General features: G+C 52.0%; 20 protein-coding genes, 1 tRNA gene and 3 pseudogenes. 17 read left to right on the top strand and 7 right to left on the bottom strand.

Going from position 1 to position 22,152, the window contains the following annotated elements:
* The first annotated feature begins 18 nt into the window (after nt 1–18).
* Nucleotides 19–375 carry a tRNA-binding protein gene (locus tag DQM29_RS15555; RefSeq protein WP_462927098.1) on the top strand — a complete coding sequence of 119 codons (357 nt, stop codon included), beginning with the start codon at nt 19–21 and terminating at the stop codon, nt 373–375.
* 116 nt (nt 376–491) lie between these two features.
* Here the strand turns inward: DQM29_RS15555 and DQM29_RS15550 are convergent, their stop codons facing one another.
* Complete coding sequence (locus DQM29_RS15550; protein ID WP_111741525.1) at nt 492–1,469, bottom strand: NAD(P)H-dependent flavin oxidoreductase; 978 nt, start codon at nt 1,467–1,469, stop codon at nt 492–494.
* 199 nt (nt 1,470–1,668) lie between these two features.
* Here DQM29_RS15550 and DQM29_RS15545 point away from each other — a divergent pair, with 199 nt between their 5' ends.
* The 5 genes and pseudogenes from DQM29_RS15545 to DQM29_RS15525 all read left to right on the top strand — a co-directional run bounded on the left by DQM29_RS15545 (nt 1,669) and on the right by DQM29_RS15525 (nt 5,853).
* The gene (locus tag DQM29_RS15545) at nt 1,669–2,553 is read left to right on the top strand and encodes a LysR family transcriptional regulator (RefSeq protein WP_111741524.1); all 885 of its coding nucleotides are present in this window, start codon (nt 1,669–1,671) and stop codon (nt 2,551–2,553) included.
* Between the two features lie 171 nt (nt 2,554–2,724).
* Nucleotides 2,725–3,048: a hypothetical protein gene (locus DQM29_RS18335; RefSeq protein ID WP_111741523.1), complete on the top strand. Its 324-nt coding sequence runs from the start codon at nt 2,725–2,727 to the stop codon at nt 3,046–3,048.
* 48 nt (nt 3,049–3,096) lie between these two features.
* Nucleotides 3,097–3,729, top strand: coding sequence for an acrylate utilization transcriptional regulator AcuR (acuR, locus tag DQM29_RS15535; RefSeq protein WP_111741522.1), 633 nt, complete (start codon nt 3,097–3,099; stop codon nt 3,727–3,729).
* Nucleotides 3,730–3,867: 138 nt separating this feature from the next.
* Nucleotides 3,868–4,855 (top strand): annotated as a pseudogene (gene acuI, locus DQM29_RS15530) (acrylyl-CoA reductase (NADPH)).
* A gap of 479 nt (nt 4,856–5,334) precedes the next feature.
* Nucleotides 5,335–5,853 (top strand): OsmC family protein, encoded by a 519-nt coding sequence (locus DQM29_RS15525; RefSeq protein WP_111741521.1) that lies wholly within the window; start codon nt 5,335–5,337, stop codon nt 5,851–5,853.
* Nucleotides 5,854–6,040: 187 nt separating this feature from the next.
* Here the strand turns inward: DQM29_RS15525 and DQM29_RS15520 are convergent, their stop codons facing one another.
* A complete protein-coding gene (locus DQM29_RS15520; protein ID WP_111741520.1) occupies nt 6,041–6,937 on the bottom strand; it encodes a PhzF family phenazine biosynthesis protein in 897 nt (298 codons plus the stop codon).
* A 208-nt stretch (nt 6,938–7,145) separates the two neighbouring features.
* Nucleotides 7,146–8,021 (bottom strand): annotated as a pseudogene (gene hcaR, locus DQM29_RS15515) (DNA-binding transcriptional regulator HcaR); the annotation flags it as partial.
* A 143-nt stretch (nt 8,022–8,164) separates the two neighbouring features.
* On the opposite strand from hcaR, the pseudogene hcaE reads away from it, so the two are divergent.
* The 10 genes and pseudogenes from hcaE to mhpE all read left to right on the top strand — a co-directional run bounded on the left by hcaE (nt 8,165) and on the right by mhpE (nt 17,181).
* Nucleotides 8,165–9,524, top strand: a pseudogene (hcaE, locus tag DQM29_RS15510) (3-phenylpropionate/cinnamic acid dioxygenase subunit alpha).
* Entirely contained in the window at nt 9,521–10,042 is a 522-nt protein-coding gene (hcaF, locus tag DQM29_RS15505; RefSeq protein WP_111741519.1) for a 3-phenylpropionate/cinnamic acid dioxygenase subunit beta, read from the top strand. The pseudogene hcaE and the gene hcaF overlap by 4 nt, the downstream one beginning before the upstream one ends.
* On the top strand, nt 10,042–10,359 hold the full coding sequence (gene hcaC, locus DQM29_RS15500) for a 3-phenylpropionate/cinnamic acid dioxygenase ferredoxin subunit (RefSeq protein ID WP_111741518.1): 318 nt from the start codon (nt 10,042–10,044) through the stop codon (nt 10,357–10,359). Before hcaF ends, hcaC begins: the two co-directional genes overlap by 1 nt.
* A complete protein-coding gene (hcaB, locus tag DQM29_RS15495) occupies nt 10,359–11,171 on the top strand; it encodes a 3-phenylpropionate-dihydrodiol/cinnamic acid-dihydrodiol dehydrogenase (RefSeq protein WP_111741517.1) in 813 nt (270 codons plus the stop codon). The genes hcaC and hcaB overlap by 1 nt, the downstream gene beginning before the upstream one ends.
* A gap of 9 nt (nt 11,172–11,180) precedes the next feature.
* On the top strand, nt 11,181–12,380 hold the full coding sequence (hcaD, locus tag DQM29_RS15490) for a 3-phenylpropionate/cinnamic acid dioxygenase ferredoxin--NAD(+) reductase subunit (protein ID WP_111741516.1): 1,200 nt from the start codon (nt 11,181–11,183) through the stop codon (nt 12,378–12,380).
* Between the two features lie 178 nt (nt 12,381–12,558).
* A complete protein-coding gene (gene mhpB, locus DQM29_RS15485; protein WP_111741515.1) occupies nt 12,559–13,503 on the top strand; it encodes a 3-carboxyethylcatechol 2,3-dioxygenase in 945 nt (314 codons plus the stop codon).
* 21 nt (nt 13,504–13,524) lie between these two features.
* Nucleotides 13,525–14,394 (top strand): alpha/beta fold hydrolase, encoded by an 870-nt coding sequence (locus tag DQM29_RS15480; RefSeq protein ID WP_111741514.1) that lies wholly within the window; start codon nt 13,525–13,527, stop codon nt 14,392–14,394.
* A 14-nt stretch (nt 14,395–14,408) separates the two neighbouring features.
* Nucleotides 14,409–15,206 (top strand): 2-keto-4-pentenoate hydratase, encoded by a 798-nt coding sequence (gene mhpD, locus DQM29_RS15475; RefSeq protein WP_111741513.1) that lies wholly within the window; start codon nt 14,409–14,411, stop codon nt 15,204–15,206.
* On the top strand, nt 15,203–16,153 hold the full coding sequence (locus tag DQM29_RS15470; RefSeq protein ID WP_111741512.1) for an acetaldehyde dehydrogenase (acetylating): 951 nt from the start codon (nt 15,203–15,205) through the stop codon (nt 16,151–16,153). Before mhpD ends, DQM29_RS15470 begins: the two co-directional genes overlap by 4 nt.
* The gene (gene mhpE / locus DQM29_RS15465; protein WP_111741511.1) at nt 16,150–17,181 is read left to right on the top strand and encodes a 4-hydroxy-2-oxovalerate aldolase; all 1,032 of its coding nucleotides are present in this window, start codon (nt 16,150–16,152) and stop codon (nt 17,179–17,181) included. The genes DQM29_RS15470 and mhpE overlap by 4 nt, the downstream gene beginning before the upstream one ends.
* Nucleotides 17,182–17,840: 659 nt before the next feature.
* On the opposite strand, the gene DQM29_RS15460 is transcribed toward mhpE, so the two are convergent.
* Both DQM29_RS15460 and DQM29_RS15455 read right to left on the bottom strand, forming a co-directional pair.
* The gene (locus DQM29_RS15460; protein ID WP_111741510.1) at nt 17,841–18,773 is read right to left on the bottom strand and encodes a nucleotidyl transferase AbiEii/AbiGii toxin family protein; all 933 of its coding nucleotides are present in this window, start codon (nt 18,771–18,773) and stop codon (nt 17,841–17,843) included.
* A complete protein-coding gene (locus tag DQM29_RS15455) occupies nt 18,760–19,542 on the bottom strand; it encodes a type IV toxin-antitoxin system AbiEi family antitoxin domain-containing protein (RefSeq protein WP_172622636.1) in 783 nt (260 codons plus the stop codon). The genes DQM29_RS15460 and DQM29_RS15455 overlap by 14 nt, the downstream gene beginning before the upstream one ends.
* A 557-nt stretch (nt 19,543–20,099) precedes the next feature.
* Between DQM29_RS15455 and DQM29_RS15450 the strand changes: the two genes are divergently transcribed.
* Nucleotides 20,100–20,567 (top strand): hypothetical protein, encoded by a 468-nt coding sequence (locus tag DQM29_RS15450; protein ID WP_111741509.1) that lies wholly within the window; start codon nt 20,100–20,102, stop codon nt 20,565–20,567.
* A 297-nt stretch (nt 20,568–20,864) separates the two neighbouring features.
* Here DQM29_RS15450 and DQM29_RS15445 read toward each other — a convergent pair.
* Nucleotides 20,865–20,940: transfer RNA gene (locus DQM29_RS15445), tRNA-Phe, on the bottom strand.
* A 138-nt stretch (nt 20,941–21,078) separates the two neighbouring features.
* Nucleotides 21,079–21,966 carry a class A beta-lactamase gene (gene bla / locus DQM29_RS15440; protein WP_111741508.1) on the bottom strand — a complete coding sequence of 296 codons (888 nt, stop codon included), beginning with the start codon at nt 21,964–21,966 and terminating at the stop codon, nt 21,079–21,081.
* Between the last annotated feature and the right edge of the window lie 186 nt (nt 21,967–22,152).

The raw sequence follows: 22,152 nt of genomic DNA, 5'->3' as shown, positions 1-22,152 counted from the left end.
TCGCATTCAGGATATTTCTTGAATAAGGTTAATGAAATGAATGAAATTACGTTTGAAGACTTCTTAAGCGTTGAGCTCAGAGTAGGAAAAATTATTAGCGCGGAGCCTTTCCCTAAAGCAAGAAATCCTTCTTATATACTGCACGTTGATTTTGGTGAGGAAATTGGCGTTCGAAAAAGCAGTGCGCAAATTACTCACCACTACACAATCGAAGAGTTGATTGGAAAACAGGTCGTTGCCGTAGTGAATTTTCCTAAAAAACAAATTGGGCCCATTCAGTCAGAATGCCTGGTGACCGGGTTCCACGATCGTGACGGCGGCGTGATACTCTGCGTTCCGGATAAAGAAGCACCGCTTGGGACTAAGCTTTTATAGCGCTATTTATTATCCCAGGCGTTCAGTAAAGCCAGAATACTTGGGGGTTGTGCAGGAGCAGCCTGCACAACTCAGTGAAGAACTCGGTAAATAGCTCAGTAGCTCAACGATAGCCCTTAGGCGGTGAGCTCATTGACCACTTCAGCAACGCTTTGAACGCGCCTGATGCTGCCAATGCCGGTACCCAGTGAGATATATCCCTCGTCGATATTTCCTTCTAGCATGCCGATACGCAGACCTCGTAGACCCCCCATGGTTTTGCCCAGCTCTTCACGCGTCGCTCCTGCCCGATCCATCTCAACCAGTTTGTTTGTCAGCTTGCCGGGCAGCGAGCGGTAATAGTCGGGAAGAGTGCGGAACAGAAGCAAATCCAGCCCGTTGGCTTCGACGATTTTATCTTTTATCGATTGGGGGACGCGGCTTTCCACTGTGCTAATAAAGACCGAGCCCGCAAAGACCCCTTGCGCCCCAAGCGCGTGAGCAGCTTTGGCGGTGCGGTTATCGGTGATACCACCAGCAGCTAGGACGGGGACGTTTTGTACTGCGTCGACAATCATCGGCACGATGGAAAACGTACCAAGGGCAGTACCGGGCAGTGTGCCTCCTTCATCAAACCCCGTAGCCACTATCACATCTGCGCCGGCGCTTTCTGCCTGCTGGGCATTTCCCGGGGTAGGATTAAGGTCGCGGTAGATGATTTTAATACCGGCTTCTTTCAGTTCGTTAAATAGAGCAGGGATGATGGCTTCTTCACCGTAGCCGGTATAGACAACGGCTTTGACCCCTTCTTCCTTTATGACCTGCATGATAGGCGGTGTCCAAACGTCGTTCTCAGGCGTAGGGATTAGGTTGATGGCGAAAGGCTTTTGGGTAAGAGCTTTGGTTTTGCGAATTTCTTCGCGCATTTTTTCCGCCGTTTCTTCCGGTGTGGACGCCGCCGTTTCTGCCGTTAAGCCAGCGTTTGGCCCCAGCACGCCCAGCCCACCGGCGTTACTGACGGCGGCGACCAGTCGGGCATCGGTTAGCCACGAGAGCGGCCCCTGAATAACCGGTTTTTCTATGCCCAGAATCTGGCAGATCTTGTTGCTTTGCATAACGTGATTTCCTTATAGATGTATTTTGAACGGCGCTGGCTACACGGCCGCTGATACGATAAAGCAGATTCTACCTCTGACTATTATTCGGAAAAACGGTCTAATCCTTAAAACAGAATTACTGATTTTGTAATAGTGGAAAAATGGGTGACAATAGAGATACCTGACAGCCTTTCTTTGCTTCCAGAGCGCGCACGACATGCATATCAACCTTTATGAACTGATTAAAATTTTTATCGAGATTGTTGAGTCGGGCAGTTTTAGCCAGGCGGCGGAAAATCTGCAAATTCATCGGCCAGCTGTGACGAAGGCCGTACAGCAGCTTGAGGTGCACTGCGGCGCGCGCCTGCTACAGCGCACTACGCGGCGTATTCATCTGACGCCCGAAGGGGAGGCGTTTTATCACCGGAGTAAACCGCTGCTGGCTCAGTCAGACGACCTGCTGGAGACGTTTGCCGTCGATAGGCCTCTGTGTGGTCAACTGCGCGTGGATATGCCGACCTCTTTTGCTACTCAATTGGTGGTGCCCAATCTGCCTGATTTTTATCGTGCGTATCCCGAGATTGAAATTGTACTGAGCAGCTCCGATCGGCGTCGGGACATGCTGCGCAACGGCCTTGACTGCGTGTTGCGCATGGGGGCGCTGGAGGACGGTGACTATATTGCCCGGCCTCTGGGCAATATCAGTATGACCACTTGCGCCAGTCCGGCCTATCTTGGGGCTTACGGCATTCCTGAGACCCTCGAGGATCTACAGCGACACCGGGCCGTCAACTGGATCAACAGCAGCAGTCGTCGGACGATGTCATGGATGTTTCAGAGCGCGTCGGGGACAGAGGAAGTACGTCTGCCGGGCCGGCTGGTGCTGGATAATTCTGAAGCCTACATCGCCGCAGGGCTGGCGGGACTGGGGCTGCTACAGGGGATGAATATCTTTTTACAGCCGTACATCGACAGCGGACAGCTGGTGGAAGTTTTACCGAATCACCCTGTTCCGCCACGCAAGCTGTCACTGCTTTATCCACACCGCCATCTTTCTCGCAAGGTGCGTGCATTTGCTGAGTGGCTGGAAACGCTGCTGTAGGCTTTGGGAAGGGTGGATGTATTATAAAAATTGTATAACTGTATGACCATATTGGATAATTTTTCTGTAATGGTAGTATTCAGTTACGTTAGTCAACTCAGTGGATGATGAATAGGGATGTTTTCATGTTAAAAATTTTATAAAAGAAAAAAGCTGCTATCGGTAACCTTTTTGCTCTCGCTGGCGGTGATGACTGGCTGTAGTCCGAATAGTTCAGAAGAGCCTCTTAGTAAAAAAGCCTATTCTAATAATATGGTTCACTATTCTAATAGTGTAATCCTCATTGGCGGAGTTCAGGCCAATATGTTTTATCACCGTGTTAAAACAGCCAAGATTTATCTTATTAACGACCAAGGTGCTCAGCTGGACTATGAAATAAGCTTTGATCAACGGGGTCAGGTAGAAAATAGAACGGTCTACCGCCGGTCTGGCCTGTGGCTTATACAGCAGCATGGGTTTAGTGAAGTCGTCAAAAATAGTTCTATTTTTTTATAGACGATCGGTCTATATTGTTTGAACGCAAACAAACGGTGCAGGTAAACAATGAGCATTTCTGAAGTAAAGCCGCGCAGAGGGCGCCCTCCAAAGCATCCAAGGGATAATCCTGATACAAAGAATGCCCTGATCCGCAGCGGTATCGAAATGCTCACTGAACGCGGCTACATGACTTCAGATATCGACGGGATTTTGAAAAGAGTCGGCGTTCCAAAGGGGTCTTTTTACTATTATTTTGAGAGTAAAGAGTCGTTTGGCCGAGAAATCATGGCGAGTTACTCTCGCTACTTCGCGTATAAACTGGATAAATGCCTGCTTGATAACTCCCTGACGCCGCTAAAGCGCATATATTCGTTTTATGAAGATGCAAAGCGGGGAATGGAAAAATACGCTTTTGAGCGGGGCTGCCTAGTCGGCAATCTTGGTCAGGAGGTGGCCACACTGCCCGATGGATACAGAGAGATTCTGAATGACATTCTTATCGACTGGCAGAGTCGCATTGCGCGCTGTTTACAAGAGGCACAAACCGTCGGTGAGATATCGTCACGCGCGGACTGTAACGCGCTAGCTGCATTTTTTTGGATCGGGTGGGAAGGCGCGGTTATGCGCGCCAAGCTTGTTAAAGACCAAGAGCCAATGAGCATTTTCATCAATAATTTTATTAGCATGCTGCCCCGGTAAATTTTTTCATTTTTTATAGACGAACGGTCTATATTTTTTTACTGGGTTCTAGGAGCGTGCTGTTATTTAAATACGTTTATTCGTTTTATTGAATGTGGGTTTTATCAAAATATCATGGGCTTATAAAAGGAAAATAGTATGTTTAAAGGTATTTTAGTGAATAAAGACGAGAATACGTATTGTGCGGACGTTGTGGATATTGATAAAGCATCGCTGCCTGAAGGGGACGTCACGGTTAAGGTCAGCTACTCCTCCTTAAATTATAAAGACGGACTGGCCATTACGGGAAAAAGTCCGGTAGTACGCAAGTTCCCTATGGTGCCGGGTATCGATTTAGCGGGAACAGTGATAGAGAGTTCAACGTCTCAATATAGCGTTGGGGATGAGGTGCTTCTTAATGGATGGGGGCGTTGGTGAGAAACACTGGGGTGGGCTTGCTCAAATCGCTCGGCTCAATAGTCAATGGCTTGTTCCCATGCCTAAAGGGCTAACGCCAAAGCAAACTATGGCCATCGGAACCGCAGGCTACACGGCGATGCTGTCAGTGATTGCGTTGGAAAAGAACGGTATTACGCCTCAGAGCGGTAAAGTATTAGTGACAGGTGCCAACGGCGGCGTTGGGAGCTTTTCAATCGCCATCCTGTCGCGTCTAGGCTATCAGGTGATTGCCTCAACGGGACGTATTGAAGAGTCTAACTATTTGATGAATGAGCTTGGCGCAGCGGAAGTTATCGATAGAAAAGAGCTTTCAGAAGCGGGTAAGCCCTTAATGAAAGAGCGCTGGGCGGCGGCAATCGACAGCGTGGGAAGCCACACGTTGGCGAACGTCTGTGCCAGTACCGCTTACGGTGGAACTGTAGCCGCCTGCGGTCTGGCTCAGGGGATGGACTTCAACAGCAATGTTGCCCCGTTCATATTACGCGGCGTTACGCTCGCCGGAATAGACAGTGTCATGCGCTCTTATGAAGACAGAGTTCAGGCCTGGGATCGACTGGCTGAAATTGTCGACGCCGCGCTGCTCGATAAAATCAGTTCAGAAATATCCTTGGATGGCGTTATCCCCGCTATCGCTCAATTAATGGATGGTAAAATAAGAGGCCGAGTCGTCGTCAATTTGCAGGGTTAATGCAGGCCTAAATAGCCGTCTATTTTAGGTTCTGGGCGGGGCTTTCTACTCATAGAGTGGCAAGACCCGCCTAGAACCTGACTTTCTTAAAGACGAATGGGGAGTGAAAGGGAAGAGTGTCCACTGCTTTGTTATTGTCATTAATCGCGTTCAACGTCGATTGCCAGAGCCTACCGATTAACATCATCTACCACGCTAAACAACCTGAATCACGGTCAACTGTTAAAGCGTGACACATAAAATCCACCGGCATAATAAATCTTATCCTTAATGAATTGAATCATGAATATAGGATGAGTTTTTATTTTTTATGAGATGGTTTTCAGTTAAAAATAAATATTCATCATGATTTTATTGAGTAATTGAGACTCTATTTGTCTTAATTTTTGTTGTTTTTTAGAACGCATATAAATAATAGTGAAATTATTGCTAATGGAGTTTGTGGCGTATTTTTATATAAAAAGGGAAGGGTGAAGGCTATGTATAAAACTTTATTATTTTTTATATTTTCCACTATAGTGGCTATGCCAGCGATAGCAGTTGGTAAAAGTGAAGATAAAACGATGCTATATCCAATCAATGTTGAAATACGGGAAATCAAAAATCGCGCTCAAGAGGCGCAGGTTCGCGGGCATAAAATTATTATCGATCAGCCTAAGGAGTTCGGGGCGGACGACACTGGGCCTACGCCTCCTGAGCTGTTAGCGATCTCTTATGGAAGCTGTGTTCTTTCAACAATACAGCTATTAGCCGTACAGCAAAAATTGGACATCAGCAATATTAAAGTGTCTGTAACCGGGACCGTTGATTTTTCTAAGGCAATGGGCGTTAGCGATGAACACCGAGCCGGTTTTCCATCACTGACTGTTAAACTATCGTTTACATCATCGCTATCGGAAGCGCAGAAAAATAAATTAATTGTGGATGTTTCAAGAATTGGTGCAGCTATTGATAATATAGAGAATGCAACGCCTGTGAAATATATTTTAGAAGAATAATCTTTGCTTATGTAGCACTGATGGTAAAGAGACTGTGTGCTTTCTCGTTCAGGTATCAATATTCAAATATAGAGTTATCCACAGGGGTAACTCTATATTGACGATAAATATTAGAATAAAAGACCGGCCAGTCCAGTCATCAAAAAAGCGGCTTTCCTGGCGTTAAACATACTTAAGATGACTATACTTAAATGTGTAGCCATCCATTAATCAGCGTGCAGCTCTGCCCGCCAATCCATGGTTCATCGTGAATAAAACGAACATTAACTCGACCTTCTCGATGCAGTTGAGTGCCTTGTCGAACCTGATATCCCTGTGCCGTTAAGCCTCCGTCGGGGAAGCCATTGGCTTTCAACAAGCGGGCCAGGCACGCATTTGCACTGCCAGTCACAGGATCCTCAACTAGCTTATCCTGCTCAACCAGAAACGCGCGCATTTCATAGTCTGCTGGATAGCCAGATGAATAGGCGCCATAAATCACTACGCCATCAACGTGATAATCAGTTTGCAGCTCTTTAATCATGGACTGAGTCGGCGCTACTGTCAGGCAGGATTGCGCGCTTGGCATACGAACCATTAGCCAGCGAATGCCCATATCGGCAACCACTGGCACAATATCTGCTTCAATAGTTGCGGGCTGAAAAGCGTTTGCTAGACGATCCCTTTCCTCAATAGTCAGCGTTCGAAACGCTACCGCAGGCGCGGCAAACGCCAGCGTCCCTTCAGGTAAGATGTTGACCGTAACCAGACCAACCCCGCACTCTTGCACAATAACTCCCGGCTGTTTGGGCACTAGCCCGGCTTCCAACAAGGCATGGGCCGTTCCCAATGTTGGATGCCCGGCAAAGGGCAGCTCTTTTTCGGGGGTAAAAATGCGCACCTGATAGTCTGCAAGCGGGTTAGTCGGTTTGAAAACAAACGTCGTTTCCGAAAGGTTGGTCCAGCGGGCTAGTGAAAGCATCTGCGCATCATTCAGCCCTTCTGCATCTAGAATCACCGCCAAAGGATTCCCCTGTAATGGCGAGGAGGTAAATACATCCACCTGCTTATAGGCGCGTGGTATTACATCGTCTCTTTTGAGCATTTGTCATCATCCGCTATCGATAAGGCCTGATCATAGCTTTATTAAATAACTGATATCAATTCGTTGGAGCATATAGAGATACATCAAGGCGTATCGTCGCGGTATCTTTCGCAATGCATCGCTGTGTGACTGTGTAGAAGGCTTATGCTGTTGATGTTACAAAGAATCACTAAATCCGGGAGAGGACTAAAAGAAGGTCGGGTTGCGGCTAAGCTGCGGACTTCTCCTCAACCAGATCGATCATCTGAGCCAGAGCCGGGGTATCGTTTTCCCTGTGCCACACCATCAATAGTTCAATCTGTGGTGCACTGACCGGTAGAGGCCGGAATACCACGTTCGATGACTGAAAATGACAAACATAGTGTGGCACAATGGAAATCCCCAGCCCCATCCCCACCAGATTCATGGTAACCAGAATATTGGTCGCAGCCTGCACGATATGGGGGGCACTGTGGGACTCCGCGAGATAGTCGGTCACTATCTGATAGAGCGCACCCGAGTGGGCCGGATCGGTACCGATAAAGTTTTCACCATCAAGATGATGCGGTTTTAGCTGCAATTCTTTACTCAACGGATGATCGACGGGCATAACTACCATCAGAGGTTCACGATAAACCACTCGGTAGTTCAGCCGATCGCTGATAATCGGGTGGCGCATAAAGCCAACGTCAATTTCTCCTTTTAATAATTTCTCTTCCTGTTGCGTAGTGGCGACGCTCACCAGCTCGATGCTGGATGCGGGTAGCTGTAAACGTAGCTGAGACAGAACGTCGGGCAGGATATTCACTTCCGCGCAGGGAACAAACCCAATAATCAGCTGCACCTGCTGTTCCATTGCCTTCCGCGCCAGCTGCTTTGCCTGTTCGGATAGCTCAAGGATGTTGATGGCCTGCTGCAAGAACACTTCTCCGGCAGGGGTTAACGAAACCTGGCGATTATTTCGTATCAGCAGTGGGGCGCCGACACAGCCCTCAAGATCTTTGATTTGGCTGCTCAAGGAGGGCTGCGACGTGTGTAATTTTTCTGCAGCCCGAGTGAAATTAAGCTCTTCAGCTACCGCGACAAAATAACGTAAGTGTCTTAGTTACATGCCTTTTTCTCCCATTATAGGAAAAATGTCTGGTACGGTCGATTTTTACTATTTCACAAAATAGCAACTTGAAAGCAACATCTTTTACGCAACTCCCTACGAAGGTCAACACATCTCTTTAATGAGGATCAAATAATATGACCACAAACGCAAAATTAGACATTTATAGCCTGATTGATACCCAAAATGGACAGGTTTTGCCGCGAATCTATACCGATCCAGAAATTTATCAATTAGAACTGGAGCGCATATTTGGTCGCTGCTGGCTGTTTCTGGCACATGAAAGCCAGATCCCCAACCCAGGCGATTTCTTTAACACCTATATGGGTGAAGACGCAGTGGTGGTGATCCGACAAAAGGACGGATCCATCAAGGCGTTTCTCAACCAGTGTCGGCACCGGGCAATGCGAGTCAGCTACGCAGACAGTGGTAATACCCGCGCTTTTACCTGTCCCTATCACGGATGGTCTTATGGTATTGATGGCGAATTGACCGAGGTGCCATTAGAGCCGCGCGCCTATCCACAAGGCCTGTGTAAATCCCATTGGGGACTGAAAGAGGTGCCCTGTGTCGAAAGCTATAAAGGCCTGATATTCGGCAACTGGGATACCAGCGCACCGCCACTTGGTGAATATCTGGGAGATATGGCCTGGTATCTGGACGGTCTGCTGGATCGCCGTGAAAGCGGTACCGAAATTGTGGGTGGCATACAGAAGTGGGTGATTAACTGTAACTGGAAATTCCCGGCAGAGCAGTTCGCCAGCGATCAGTATCATGCCCTGTTCAGCCACGTTTCGGCGGTACAGGTGTTAGGCGGTATGCACGACGGTAGCGATAAAAAGCTGGGAGAAGGCCAGACGCCACGTCCGGTCTGGGAAACCGCCAAAGACGCGGTGCAGTTTGGTCAGGATGGTCACGGCAGCGGCTTCTTCTTCACCGAAAAGCCGGACGCTAACGTGTGGGTTGACGGCGAAGTCTCGCGCTACTACCGCAAGCTACCCTGAAGCAGAGCAGCGCCTTGGTAAGATCCGTGCCTTACGCCTAGCCGGGCATAACAATATTTTCCCGACCCTTTCCTGGCTTAATGGCACCGCCACCCTGCGAGTCTGGCATCCTCGCGGGCCGGATCAGGTAGAAGTCTGGGCGTTCTGTATCGCCGATAAGGCCGCTTCGCCAGAAACCAAGGCGGCGTTTGAAAACAGCGCCACCCGAGCTTTTGGCCCTGCCGGCTTCCTTGAACAGGATGACTCGGAAAACTGGTGCGAGATCCAGAAACTGCTTAAAGGCCACCAGGCTCGCCACAGCCCACTTTGCCTAGAGATGGGGCTGCATCAGGAAAAACGCCGTGAAGACGGCATCCCCGGCATTACTAACTACATTTTTTCTGAAACCGCAGCGCGCGGCATGTACCAGCGCTGGGCGGATTTACTGAGCAGCGACAGCTGGCAGGAAGTTCAGGAAAAAACCGCAGCCTATCAGCAGGAGGTGATGAAATGAGCCCTTCCATCTCTATTGAACTTCAGCATCAGATTACCCAGTTCCTCTATCATGAGGCCGCACTGCTGGATGACTGGGAGTTCCGCGCCTGGCTGGAACTGCTTGATGATGACTTGAGCTACACCATGCGTACCACAGTCAACGCCCAGACTCGCGATCGGCGCAAAGGGATACAGCCTCCGACTACTTGGATTTTTAACGATACCAAATCGCAGCTTGAGCGCCGGATTGCCCGTCTGGAAACCGGCATGGCCTGGGCGGAGGAGCCTCCGTCCCGCACTCGCCATATGGTTAGCAACTGTATTATCAGCGAAACGGCGCAGGCCGATGTGTTCTCGGTACGGGTGAACTATCTGCTTTATCGAGCGCAAAAAGAGCGCGACGAAACCTTTTATGTCGGCACTCGTACCGACCTGCTACGACGCCGATCCACGGCGGAGGGCTGGGGGCTGTGTGGGCGTGAAATTATTCTCGACCAGGCGGTCATCACTTCTCACAACATGAGTGTAATGTTCTGATGAAACGAATCCATGTCTGTCTTGTGGGGGCGCTGCCGGAGGGAGAAGCTCTCCGGCTCGATACTGAACCAGCGATCGCGCTGTTTCACGTAGCTGGAGAGTATTACGCCATCGACGATCGCTGTAGCCACGGCAATGCTTCAATGTCTGAAGGCTATATCGAGGATAACGCTACCGTGGAATGCCCGCTGCACGCAGCAAGCTTTTGCCTGAAAACCGGCAAGGCGCTATGCATGCCCGCTACGGTACCGCTGCAAACCTATCCGGTTTCCGTGATAGAGGGGTCGGTGTTTATTGATTTACCGGAGGGTGCCTGATGTCCGATCTCAATGATGATGTAGTGCTGATAACCGGCGGAGGCTCAGGGTTGGGGCTGGCTCTGGTAGCGCGCTTTATTGAAGAGGGCGCCCGCGTAGTGACTCTGGAACGCTCTGCTGAGAAGGTAACCCGATTACAGCAGCAGTTTGGCGAGCAGATTGTTGCGGTGCAGGGGGATGTCACCTCTTTTGCCGATAATCAGCGAGCGGTGAAGATGGCGCTGTCCCGCTTCGGGCGTCTGGACTGTTTTATCGGCAATGCCGGTATCTGGGACCATAACGCGTCGCTGTTAGCCACATCGCCAGAGCAGCTGGAGTCGGGCTTTAACGAACTGTTTGCCGTTAACGTTAAAGGCTATCTGCTGGGGGCTAGAGCCAGCGCCGCTGCGCTGCTTGAATCCTCTGGCAGCATGATTTTCACCCTCTCTAATGCGGCTTGGTATCCCGGCGGCGGTGGCCCGCTCTATACCGCCAGCAAGCATGCGGCGGTGGGGCTGATTCGTCAGCTGGCCTATGAGCTGGCTCCCAAGGTTCGGGTCAACGGTGTAGGCCCCTGCGGGATGGCCAGCGATTTACGCGGTCCGCAGGCATTGGGGCAGCAGGACACCTCAATTATGCAATCGCTGACGCCAGAAAAGATCGCCGCCATTTTGCCGCTGCAATTCTCTCCTGCGCCGGAAGATTTTACTGGCCCTTACGTGATGCTGGCCTCGCGCCGTAACAACCGGACACTGAGCGGCGTGACGATCAATGCCGATGCGGGTCTGGCGATCTGGGGGATCCGCCACGTTGCGGGTGGGCTGCTGTTATAGGAGCAAGCTATGAAACAGATAGTGATTATCGGCGGCGGTCAGGCTGGGGTTATGGCAGCCGCAGCGCTGCGCGCACAGCAGTTTGCCGGCACCATCACTGTAGTCAGTGACGAACCGGACATTCCCTATGAGCGCCCTCCTTTGTCTAAAGACGCGCTGCTATCGCCCACACCGCAGCTGCAAGGCATTCTTCCCACCAGCTTCTATAAGGAGAATGACATTATTCTGCGCCGCAGCACGCGGGCTGTGGCTATCAATACCCAACAGCGCACTGTGGTGCTGTCTGATGGGGAAGAGCTGAAGTGGGACAGGCTACTGCTGGCGAGCGGAGCCAGAGCGCGACGTCTGGCATTACTGGATGCGCTGGGTGATAAGTCGCATACCTTGCGTACGGCGGTAGATGCAGGCCGGTTGCGTACGGTATTGAAGGCGAACCAACGGATCCTGATTGTTGGCGCCGGCACCATTGGCCTCGAGCTGGCTGCCAGCGCCCGGCAATGTGGTTGTGAGGTCACCGTGATTGAGCAGGCATCGACGGTGATGGGACGCAACGCTCCGCCGCCGGTGCGCGAATACCTGACGAAACTGCATCAACAGCATCAGGTTCGTTTTTGTCTGAATGCCCGGATCGAACAGGCTGCTCTGGAGCAGGGTAATGTCGTGCTGACGTTGCAGGACGGCGAACGGCTGGTGGGCGATGCGGTGATTTACGGCATTGGTATTGAGGCCAACGATCGGCTGGCCAGTCAGGCCGGCTTGGCCACGGCCAACGGCATTATTGTCGACGATCGCTGCCGGACTTCCGAGGCGGATATCTATGCGGCGGGTGACGTCACCTTACAGCGCCGGGGGGAGCAGCTTGTTCGTCTGGAAACCTGGGATAACGCTAACCAGCAGGCGTCGGTAGCGGCCTGCGCCATGTTGGACAAGCCGCTGCCGGCAGCAGTGCCGGTCTGGTTTTGGACCGATCAGTTTGACAGCAATATCCAATTTATCGGGGACATGCAGAACGAGCGTTGGTTGATGCGTGGCAGCGCCGATGCGCACAGCGCCATCTGGTTTGCGGTACGGGACGGGCGTCTGGTGGGGGCTATTACCCTGAACCAGGGCCGGGAAATGCGCCATCTGCGCACGCTGATCCAGCAAGCCGGTCAGGTGGATGAAAAACAGTTGACCGATCCACTTGTGGCGCTAAAGAGCTTGATTTAGCCACGCGAGGGCTAACCGGTTTCCCCCTCTCACTCGACTTTCTTACGCAGTAAAGGGAGTTGATCTGGTTTGCGAGTGGGTGAGAGGGGGCTTTAATGCCCGGAACGATGAACCGTCAGGCAATCGCCGTTCCGTTCCGCGCTAAATACACCAATGATTAAAAACAAGGCGGCTTAATATGAACGCTTATCTTCATTGTCTCTCTCACTCACCGCTGATGGGGTATGTTGACCCCGTCCCTGAGGTATTGGCAGAAGTGGAAAAAACCATTGCCGATGCGCGGGAGCGGATCAAGGCATTCGATCCCGAGCTGGTGATCCTGTTCGCACCCGATCATTACAACGGTTTTTTCTACGACATTATGCCGCCTTTCTGTATTGGCATGGCGGCAACAGCGATTGGTGATTTCAGCAGCGCTGCGGGTGAATTGTCGGTGCCCGCAGAGTTGGCCGAAGCCTGTGCGCAGGCGGTGCTGGATGCAGGGGTTGATGTTGCGGTGTCCTACTGCATGCAGGTGGATCACGGTTTTGCCCAGCCTCTGGAGTATTTGCTGGGGGGGCTGGCGAATTACCCGGTATTGCCGGTGTTCGTCAACGGCGTGGCTCCGCCACTGCCTGGTTTTCAGCGCACGCGCCTGCTGGGCGAAGCCATAGGGCGCTTTGCGCGCGGTCTGAATAAACGGGTGTTGATCTTAGGCTCAGGCGGGCTATCGCATCAGCCACCGGTACCGCAGCTGGCCAGTGCCGATGCCCACATGCGCGATCGACTGTTGGGCAGCGGTCGCAAACTACCGCCGGACGAGCGTCAGCTGCGCCAGCACCGCGTTATTTCTGCTGCACGCGCCTTTGTAGAAGATCAAAACTCGCTGCATCCACTCAACCCGGTCTGGGACAACCAGTTTATGGACATCCTTTCCAGTGGACAGCTCGCTGAGCTGGATGCGCTGGGCAATGACGAACTGTCCGCGATCGCGGACAGTTCCGCCCATGAGGTTAAATCCTGGATGGCTGCCTTCGCTGCGCTGTCAGCCTTCGGTCCCTATCAGGCCGAAGGGCGGTATTACCGCACCCTACCCGAGTGGATCACGGGATTCGGCTCCGTGAGTGCGGCGCCTCTGAAATAAAAACTATTGCTGGAGAACATCATGACATCGCAACATTTTGACCTTACTGAAGAGAAGACCAGCCGTTTCGTACAAATCCGCGAGGGTGAAGCCGAGCTGCGTATCCACTACAACGACTGCGGCAGCGGTGCACAAACTGTGGTGATGCTCCACGGCTCGGGCCCCGGAGCCAGCGGCTGGGCGAACTTTAGCCGCAATATCGAACCGCTGGTCGCCGCAGGCTATCGCGTGATCCTGCTGGACTTCCCCGGCTGGAGCAAGAGTGACTCGATTGTCAGCACCGGCTCCCGCTCTGACCTTAACGCCCGCATTTTGAAAGGGCTGGTGGATGCGTTGGATCTGCAACAGGTGCATCTACTGGGGAACTCGATGGGGGGTCATAGCGCTGTTGCTTTTACCCTGACTTGGCCTGAGCGAGTTGGCAAGCTGGTTCTGATGGGAGGCGGCACCGGAGGCGCCAGCCCGTTTGTGCCGATGCCGACGGAAGGTATCAAGCTTCTGCAGGGGCTCTATCGTGAGCCCGGCATCGATAACCTGCGCAAAATGATGAACATCTTTGTGTACGATCCCAGCGATCTGACCGAAGCGCTGTTTAAAACCCGCCTCGACAACATTTTGGCGAACCGCGAACACCTAGAGAACTTTATCAAGAGCCTGTCTGCTAATCCTAAGCAGTTCCCGGACTTCAGCTCGCGTCTGGGCGAAATCAAAGCTAGGACTCTGATCGTCTGGGGGCGTGACGATCGCTTTGTGCCAATGGATACCGGACTGCGACTGTTGGCGGGTATTGCCGGATCGCAGTTGCACGTGTTCAGCAACTGCGGACACTGGGTGCAGTGGGAACATGCCGACACCTTCAATCGTCTGGTGCTGGATTTCCTCAGCCATTAATCAGGGAGTGAATGATGAGTGATTACAGTCTGGAGCGGCTGGCTGAGGCGCTACGCCAGTCAGAAAACAGCGGCAAGGTGATGGAACCGCTGCGCGATCGCCTCGGTATTAACAACGGGGAGGCCGCCTACGCCATTCAGCAGCTGAATGTGCAGCACTGGCAGGCCGCTGGCCGCCGGGTCATTGGACGAAAAGTGGGATTAACCCATCCCAAGGTTCAGCAACAGCTGGGCGTAGACCAGCCGGACTTTGGCACCCTGTTTGCCGATATGTGCTACGGCAGCAACCAGAACATTCCGTTTTCACGGGTGATGCAGCCACGTATCGAAGCGGAGATTGCGCTAGTGCTGGCGCGTGATTTACCGCATATCGATACCACGTTCGATGAACTGTGTAGTGCGGTGGAATGGGTGATGCCCGCGCTGGAAGTGGTGGGGAGTCGTATTAAGGACTGGTCCATCGCGTTTGTCGATACCGTGGCGGATAACGCTTCCTGCGGCGTGTATGTCCTTGGTGGCCCTGCGCGCCGGATTGATGGACTGGACTTGCAGCATTGCAGTATGACCATGACGCGCAATAGCGAGGCGGTCTCCAGCGGGTATGGCAGCGAGTGCCTGGGGCACCCGATAAATGCTGCCGTTTGGCTGGCGCGCAAAATGGCGAGCCTGGGGACGCCGTTACGTGCGGGTGATGTGGTACTGACTGGGGCACTAGGCCCGATGGTACCCGTGAAAGCGGGCGACAGTTTTATGGCAACAATTGAAGGGGTGGGTACGGTATCGGCTCACTTCTGTGAGGATAGCCAGTTATGAGTAAAAGAAAAGTGGCGATCGTCGGTTCCGGCAACATCGGTACCGATCTGATGATTAAGATCCTGCGTAACGCTAAACATCTGGAAATGGGGGCGATGGTGGGTATCGATCCCGAGTCGGATGGCCTGGCGCGCGCGCGTCGTCTGGGCGTCCCGACCTGTCATAGCGGTGTGGAAGGCCTGATTGTGATGCAGGAATTCGCCGACATTGATTTTGTCTTTGATGCCACCAGTGTGGGGGCACATGTTAAAAACGAAGCTATTCTCCGGGCGGCTAAACCGGGGATCCGTCTGATCGATCTGACGCCTGCGGCGATTGGCCCTTACTGTGTGCCGGTGGTTAATCTGGAAGAAAATCTTAATCAGACTAACGTCAATATGGTGACCTGCGGTGGCCAAGCGACCATCCCGATGGTGGCGGCAGTCGCGCGAGTGGCCAGAGTCCACTATGCCGAGATCGTTGCCTCTATTGCCAGTAAGTCCGCAGGGCCGGGTACTCGCGCCAATATTGACGAGTTTACCGAAACCACCAGCAAGGCGATTGAGGCTGTCGGTGGCGCAGAGAGAGGAAAAGCCATTATTGTTTTGAACCCCGCAGAGCCGCCGCTCATGATGCGTGATACGGTTTATGTGCTAAGCGAAGCCGCCGATCGCGCAAAGGTTGAGGCGTCGATTAATGCAATGGCAGCCGCTGTGCAGGCCTATGTTCCCGGCTATCGCCTAAAACAGAAGGTGCAGTTTGATGAGATCCCGGCGGAAGCCCCGCTCAATCTGCCCGGCATTGGGCGTTTTTCTGGCCTCAAAACCTCCGTGTTTGTGGAAGTTGAGGGGGCAGCACACTACCTGCCTGCCTTTGCAGGCAACCTCGATATCATGACTTCCGCTGCGCTGGCAACCGCTGAGCGCATGGCTCAGGCGATGACGGATGCTACAGGAGAACAGAGATGAACGAGAAAAAACTCTATATCTCGGATGTAACTTTGCGCGACGGGATGCACGCCATTCGCCACCAGTATACGCTGCAGAACGTACAAGATATTGCCAGAGTGCTGGATGCCGCGAAGGTGGATTCGATTGAAGTTGCGCACGGCGATGGCCTGCAAGGGAGCGGCTTTAACTATGGTTTTGGCGCACATACCGATCTGGCGTGGATCGAGGCGGCGGCGGACGTCACCCATCATGCAAAAATCGCCACGCTGCTGTTGCCGGGCATTGGCACGATCCACGATCTGAAAGATGCCTATAGCGCCGGGGCGCGGGTTGTGCGCGTGGCCACTCACTGTACCGAAGCGGACGTCTCTAAACAGCATATCGCCTATGCGCGTGAGCTTGGTATGGACACCGTGGGTTTCCTGATGATGAGCCATATGACCACGCCGGACAATCTGGCAAGCCAGGCGAAACTGATGGAAAGCTACGGGGCAACCTGTATCTACGTGGTAGATTCCGGCGGAGCGATGAACATGAACGATATTCGCGCCCGTTTCCGTGCCTTGAAAGCGGTACTTCAACCTGAAACGCTTACCGGTATCCATGCGCACCACAACCTGAGCTTAGGGGTTGCCAACTCGATTGTCGCCGTGGAGGAAGGCTGCGATCGTGTAGATGCCAGCCTGGCCGGAATGGGCGCCGGTGCCGGCAATGCACCGCTTGAAGTGTTTATTGCGGCGGCGGATAAGCTTGGCTGGAACCACGGCACCGATCTGTATGCCCTGATGGACGCGGCGGACGATCTGGTGCGTCCGTTGCAGGATCGGCCCGTTCGCGTCGATCGCGAAACGCTGGCGCTGGGCTATGCCGGAGTTTACTCCAGCTTCCTGCGCCACTGTGAAGTGGCTGCGGCGAAATATGGCATCAACGCAGTGGATATTCTGGTTGAGCTGGGTAAACGCCGCATGGTGGGAGGACAGGAAGATATGATCGTCGATGTCGCGCTGGATCTTTGTTCCCGCCAGCAAGAACGCTCTGGCTCCTGACTTGCTGAGAGCCGTCGCTTCCTGCGGTAGCAGGGTGAATAGGGGCGGCTCTCGTCACTCAATCTGACCCTGATTTTCTGGATACGAAGGGGGAAATTAAAGAGCATCTGAAGAGGTTTTTACGTTAATTTATTGAATTTATTTCGAACGGGAACTTGCTAGGGAGTATAAAAAAGAAAAGGTGGTGCCAGACTCGGAATCATATCCACGATTAACATGCTGTTTGTTATTGGTATTGTTGGTATTTCTTGTAAATAACGACCCCACGAAGGCTCCCACAAAGAATCGCTTTGGTTTTTTTGAGGGTTATCACGAAGAATCGGTGTTTAAGGGTAGAGGCTTCGTTATGTGTGGAGTCAGGTCCACACATAACGGTCTGAGGTCCACATATAGTGGATGGAACTCCACACATAACGGTTCGAGGTCCACATATAACGGTGTGAAAAACATACCTACCTCGCCCGCGGGGTGTTGAACCGTCACGCCTGCATTGAGCTTTACGCTGATATGTCGGATTAGGCACTTTTGAGATAATATTTGACAGTGTTAATTATTATTTATTGAATTACATAAATATTTTAATCGGTTTTTGAGATATGGACATGAGGCAGTTGAGATAACTAAACATCATGGCTCAATTCATTTCCTCAGAACCAGAGCTAAAAGTACTGCTCCAGAACTCCTTCTAACTTGCTCACCGCCGCCGTATTCTTGGCCGGGTTCTTTTCCTTCAGTACGGCCAGATTACGCAGCTTCCAGCGAATAGCCGGTAGGTGTTGAATTTCAGGATAGCGATACAGCGACCAGTCAGGGGTATTTTGCTTATAACTGAGTAAGAACTGGCGATCCCTGTCCGTAAGATGCGATTTCAGTGCTTGTGGCAACAACGTCGTTACTGATAAAAGCGACTCCAGCGATGTTTCCCGCTGTGTTGTCATTCCTGAAAATTCCTGTGCGTACAATGTGGCGATCCGCGCTGTATCCCAGTTGGGAGTCAGTAACTCAGCAATGGGGCGAGGATGGCCTGCCAGATAGCAAAGAAAACCGTCAAAGATCTCGCGCGTCAGGCCCGGTTTTTTCAGCATATTTAGCACGTCAAACAGATCGCGCGGATGCTGGCGATCGAGCGCGGCGCAGATTTTACCGCCATAAAGATCTGCCAGCGAAACGACATTCATGGTGGTGAATCCATATTCCATTTCCACCTGTTCACATACTGGCATTTCTGTTGGTGGCAGCAGCAGCCCGCGCCAGACTGGACTAACCTCGATCTTTATCTGTGCATCAGTGGTATTCACAATGATGCGCTTCTCATCCGCTTTATTTTCCTGTCGAATCGCGGTGATCCCCGGTTTACTGTTCAGCGATGCAGTAATTCTCTTCAAAGCATCGTTGATAGCTGCCAAATCGGTATCGCGATCCGCAAAGGTCTTATACGCCAGATCGATATCCACCGACAGACGGGGAAAATCCTGCACAAACAAATTGATTGCTGTGCCGCCTTTCAATGCGAAACAGGATTCCTTCGCCACATGCGGCAGGGCAGCCATTAATAGCCTGACCTGCCGGGCATAACTATCACGCAGATCCATCTTCGACTCCTTCCGGTTTAAATGCGCGGGGAACGGTGATTTGATAATCCGGTTCCAGCCAGCCGCCGGGAACGATTTGCCGTTTTCCCGTACCTGTTTCTATACCGCTTTGATCGAGATACCGAAAATAAGGATGCTCATTGCGCCGGGCAAGATAGAGCATCACCCGGTTGGTTTTAACCGAATGGCTGGCGCAGAGCAGTGTTTGCAATTTACGCGGACTGAGAAGATTCATTCCCTGAAACAGAGCATCGGCATGCTCGAACGAGATCAACGAAGGAACACCGCAGGCGATCTCATACGCGGCCAGTTCCGGGACACTGCCTGCTAACTGCCGGTCGCCAATTTTCAGTTCCGTGGTCAATAACGTGATATCAACGGTAAGGCCTGACGTATACAGCGTGACAAACGTCGCGGATTGTTCAAAGGTGGCGAACCATCCCGGCAGTTTGACGTAAGCCGGAAGCGCGAGCCAGATTTGTTGTCTGCCCGGCTCGGTATAGTGAGCGTGGCCCTGTAGTGCAAGGCTGGTCAGCCCCGCTACACGAACCGGTTTTTCCCACTGCGTTTGCAGGCAGTAAACCGCATCCACCCAGTCTGGATCGCGACCCGTCCGGCAGTAAACGCCGTGAGCGATTCGTCTGAGCCAGCCATTCTGGACATAGAGATAAGAGAGCTTACGATCTATGCCGTTACGGGTAAGCCATGATTGGAGCAGCACCTGACCAGGGAGGGTGTTTTGCATCAACCAGTTTAGATAGTTTGGCAAATGTCGCCTCTTGATGGACAATTTTGAAAATTATTAAACCATTTTAAAGTCATCAATGCTGCATAGCAACATTAGGTTTGATTATTCTGTGATATGTCGCTTTAAATCGACATATCTGTGAGAATATAAACTTCTGGTCGCGACAGACAAGCGGACTCAAACGTATTCGGTCAGTTTAAGCGAAACGTGTAACATAGACGCAAAGCTAAACAATAATCCCTCATACGATTTTGCGAGGCGGATTCCAGATTAACGCCACGCCTCGCTTATCGTAATAAAACTGCTTGAGGCCTGTAATTGATAGCGGTATCTTTTGCCCGTACCTGCAAATTCAGGTGCCGGGTTTAGCAGCCTGACTATCAACGCGGACAGCCGCCGTTTTTCGTAGTGCGGTTTTTTTGTGTCCTTCATACGCCCATATTATGGTGGGGCGTAGCGGGGAGCGTTCGCGCTCGCCGGTTCCGTTGATGCCGGTCTGCTAACCCTGTTACGTCTCACCACCCCGTTTAGCAGCGGTCTGGTGAGGTTTGCAAAACCTAATCAACGAGGCTGCCCCTATGGCTACTACCCCAATCCAAACACACCCATTACTTTCCGTTCCCTTCAACGCCGCCACTGATTTCACTGTCCTTGCCAGCCACTGCGAAAACTTCGCCGAAACTCTGATTGAAAGCAAAGATATGGCGTTAAAAATGGCGCTTTGCGGCAGACTCAACGCCGCTCTGACGCTGCTCCAGCCCACGCTGTTAGAACCCATCCCTCCCCATCTTGTTGAAAGCCTGACCGTTGATACTCTCCCTGCAAACTCTCCCCAGTTTGAGCCTGAATGCACCGAACTTTGCAACTACTGCCTTGCCCTGACGCAGACGCTGGCGGGACAGGGATTTTCCTCTGAAACGGAGAAACAGTTGAGTTATCTGCTGTATGACCTGATCAATTACTTTGCGGCGGAAATGAAAGCCCCGCGCTGGCTGCGCACCGCCGACGGCGTGAAGTTTATCGACGAGGTGGCGGTATGTGTATGATGCAATCGGACGGGCAGCCCACCGACATTATTACTGTGTTGAAAAAGCAGGAGAGAAGATCTCGAAACACAGCAGGTTTGCCCTCATAAAGGTAAGGGCTATTGTGGGGGCTTTACCATTGATCGAACCCAAAGACCCCCAACGAGACCCATAAAAATACGGGCGTAACAAAACTCAGGGATGCTCTACAGTATGAGGAAATCTGATTGATTAGCGAATTTTCCTAATGCTTTCAAACGAATATATGAAGGGATTTAAAAAGCAAAAACCCGCTAAAAAGCGGGTTCTTTGAAGAAGTGGTGCCCGGACTCGGAATCGAACCAAGGACACGGGGATTTTCAATCCCCTGCTCTACCGACTGAGCTATCCGGGCAACGGCGGGCATTAAACCCGATTCGGCCCGCTTCGTCAATGACAAATCGTCAAAAGGGCGTTTGACTGATTAACATTGCGGCGTTTTGCCGTTTAAAGGAGAAAAATCACCCGTCTAGCGGGTGATTTTCGCTGATGGCTATAGCCCTTCAGTCACAATTTTGGCCGCTGAGGCCAGAACGTCTCGACGAGCCTTGGCGTTCTGCTGGGGCTGGGTGAAGTAGGTGACCAAAATCAGCGGGGCGCGGTTTTCAGGCCAGATTACGGCGATGTCGTTAGTCGTGCCGTAGTCGCCGCTGCCGGTTTTATCCCCGACGATCCAATTTTTTGGCAGGCCTGCGCGGATGCTGGCGTCGCCGGTTGTATTTCCTTTCATCCATTCGACTAGCTGAGCGCGCTGCGTTTCACCAAGGGCGTTATCCAGCGTCAGGCTGCGCAGGCTTTTTGCCATCGCCAGTGGGGTAGTGGTGTCGCGTGGGTCGCCGGGAAGGGCGGAGTTCAGCGCGGGCTCAGTGCGATCCAGGCGATAGGTAGTGTCGCCGATAGAGCGCGCAAAGGCGGTGACTTTCTCTGGCCCGCCAAGGTGGGTGAGGATTTTGTTCATGGCGGTATTGTCGCTGTATTGAAGCGTCGCCGCGCTCATTTCAGCCAGCGTCATTCCTGCACCCAAGTGCTTCTTGGCAATTGGGCTCCAGTTGGTCAGATCGGCTTTTGTAATCGCAACCTTTTTACTCAGCACGCGGCTATCGGTTTCACTCTGCTTTAACACCGCTGCGGCGGCCATGACCTTACTGGTGCTGCACATGGCAAAGCGTTCATCACCGCGATAAACAATCTGTGAGTTATCGGCGGTGTTGATCAGGGCAACGCCCAGACGACCTCCGGTGCTTTTTTCCAAATCGGCCAGCTTCTGCTGGAGAGCGTCCGCGTTCGGTGCGGTATTTGCCCACAGTGAGGCGCTGCCAAAGAGTAGCGGTACTGTGGCGGCGGCGATAAGCGCCGTGTGGCGGAAGGCGTTTTTAAGCATGAATAGCTCCTTGGGTAATAAATAGCCTGTAACGTGAAAGAACATAAAAGAATAAGTATTGCCAAGGGCGTCTTAAAAATGCACTTTCTGTTATTTACTCAGTCGTTGTCAGAAAATAAAAGAGGCATGATTTATTTTATCTATATGAAAAATAGTTAATTAAAATAAATTCGGCCTGAAGTTATC

It is taken from the genome of Leminorella richardii, assembly GCF_900478135.1.
GTDB classification, from domain to species: Bacteria; Pseudomonadota; Gammaproteobacteria; order Enterobacterales; family Enterobacteriaceae; genus Leminorella; species Leminorella richardii.
This window is presented reverse-complemented; position numbering and strand designations above follow the sequence as displayed.

Excerpts from the sequence above, each read along its gene's own strand:
- mhpE (WP_111741511.1), top strand. The coding sequence starts at position 16,150 with ATGAACGAGAAAAAACTCTATATCTCGGATGTAACTTTGCGCGACGGG.
- DQM29_RS15545 (WP_111741524.1), top strand. The coding sequence starts at position 1,669 with ATGCATATCAACCTTTATGAACTGATTAAAATTTTTATCGAGATTGTT.
- mhpD (WP_111741513.1), top strand. The coding sequence starts at position 14,409 with ATGAGTGATTACAGTCTGGAGCGGCTGGCTGAGGCGCTACGCCAGTCA.
- hcaB (WP_111741517.1), top strand. The coding sequence starts at position 10,359 with ATGTCCGATCTCAATGATGATGTAGTGCTGATAACCGGCGGAGGCTCA.
- DQM29_RS15460 (WP_111741510.1), bottom strand. The coding sequence starts at position 18,773 with ATGGATCTGCGTGATAGTTATGCCCGGCAGGTCAGGCTATTAATGGCT.
- DQM29_RS15450 (WP_111741509.1), top strand. The coding sequence starts at position 20,100 with ATGGCTACTACCCCAATCCAAACACACCCATTACTTTCCGTTCCCTTC.
- DQM29_RS15480 (WP_111741514.1), top strand. The coding sequence starts at position 13,525 with ATGACATCGCAACATTTTGACCTTACTGAAGAGAAGACCAGCCGTTTC.
- acuR (WP_111741522.1), top strand. The coding sequence starts at position 3,097 with ATGAGCATTTCTGAAGTAAAGCCGCGCAGAGGGCGCCCTCCAAAGCAT.
- hcaF (WP_111741519.1), top strand. The coding sequence starts at position 9,521 with ATGAGCCCTTCCATCTCTATTGAACTTCAGCATCAGATTACCCAGTTC.
- hcaC (WP_111741518.1), top strand. The coding sequence starts at position 10,042 with ATGAAACGAATCCATGTCTGTCTTGTGGGGGCGCTGCCGGAGGGAGAA.
- DQM29_RS15520 (WP_111741520.1), bottom strand. The coding sequence starts at position 6,937 with ATGCTCAAAAGAGACGATGTAATACCACGCGCCTATAAGCAGGTGGAT.
- DQM29_RS15525 (WP_111741521.1), top strand. The coding sequence starts at position 5,335 with ATGTATAAAACTTTATTATTTTTTATATTTTCCACTATAGTGGCTATG.
- DQM29_RS15550 (WP_111741525.1), bottom strand. The coding sequence starts at position 1,469 with ATGCAAAGCAACAAGATCTGCCAGATTCTGGGCATAGAAAAACCGGTT.
- DQM29_RS15470 (WP_111741512.1), top strand. The coding sequence starts at position 15,203 with ATGAGTAAAAGAAAAGTGGCGATCGTCGGTTCCGGCAACATCGGTACC.
- mhpB (WP_111741515.1), top strand. The coding sequence starts at position 12,559 with ATGAACGCTTATCTTCATTGTCTCTCTCACTCACCGCTGATGGGGTAT.
- bla (WP_111741508.1), bottom strand. The coding sequence starts at position 21,966 with ATGCTTAAAAACGCCTTCCGCCACACGGCGCTTATCGCCGCCGCCACA.
- hcaD (WP_111741516.1), top strand. The coding sequence starts at position 11,181 with ATGAAACAGATAGTGATTATCGGCGGCGGTCAGGCTGGGGTTATGGCA.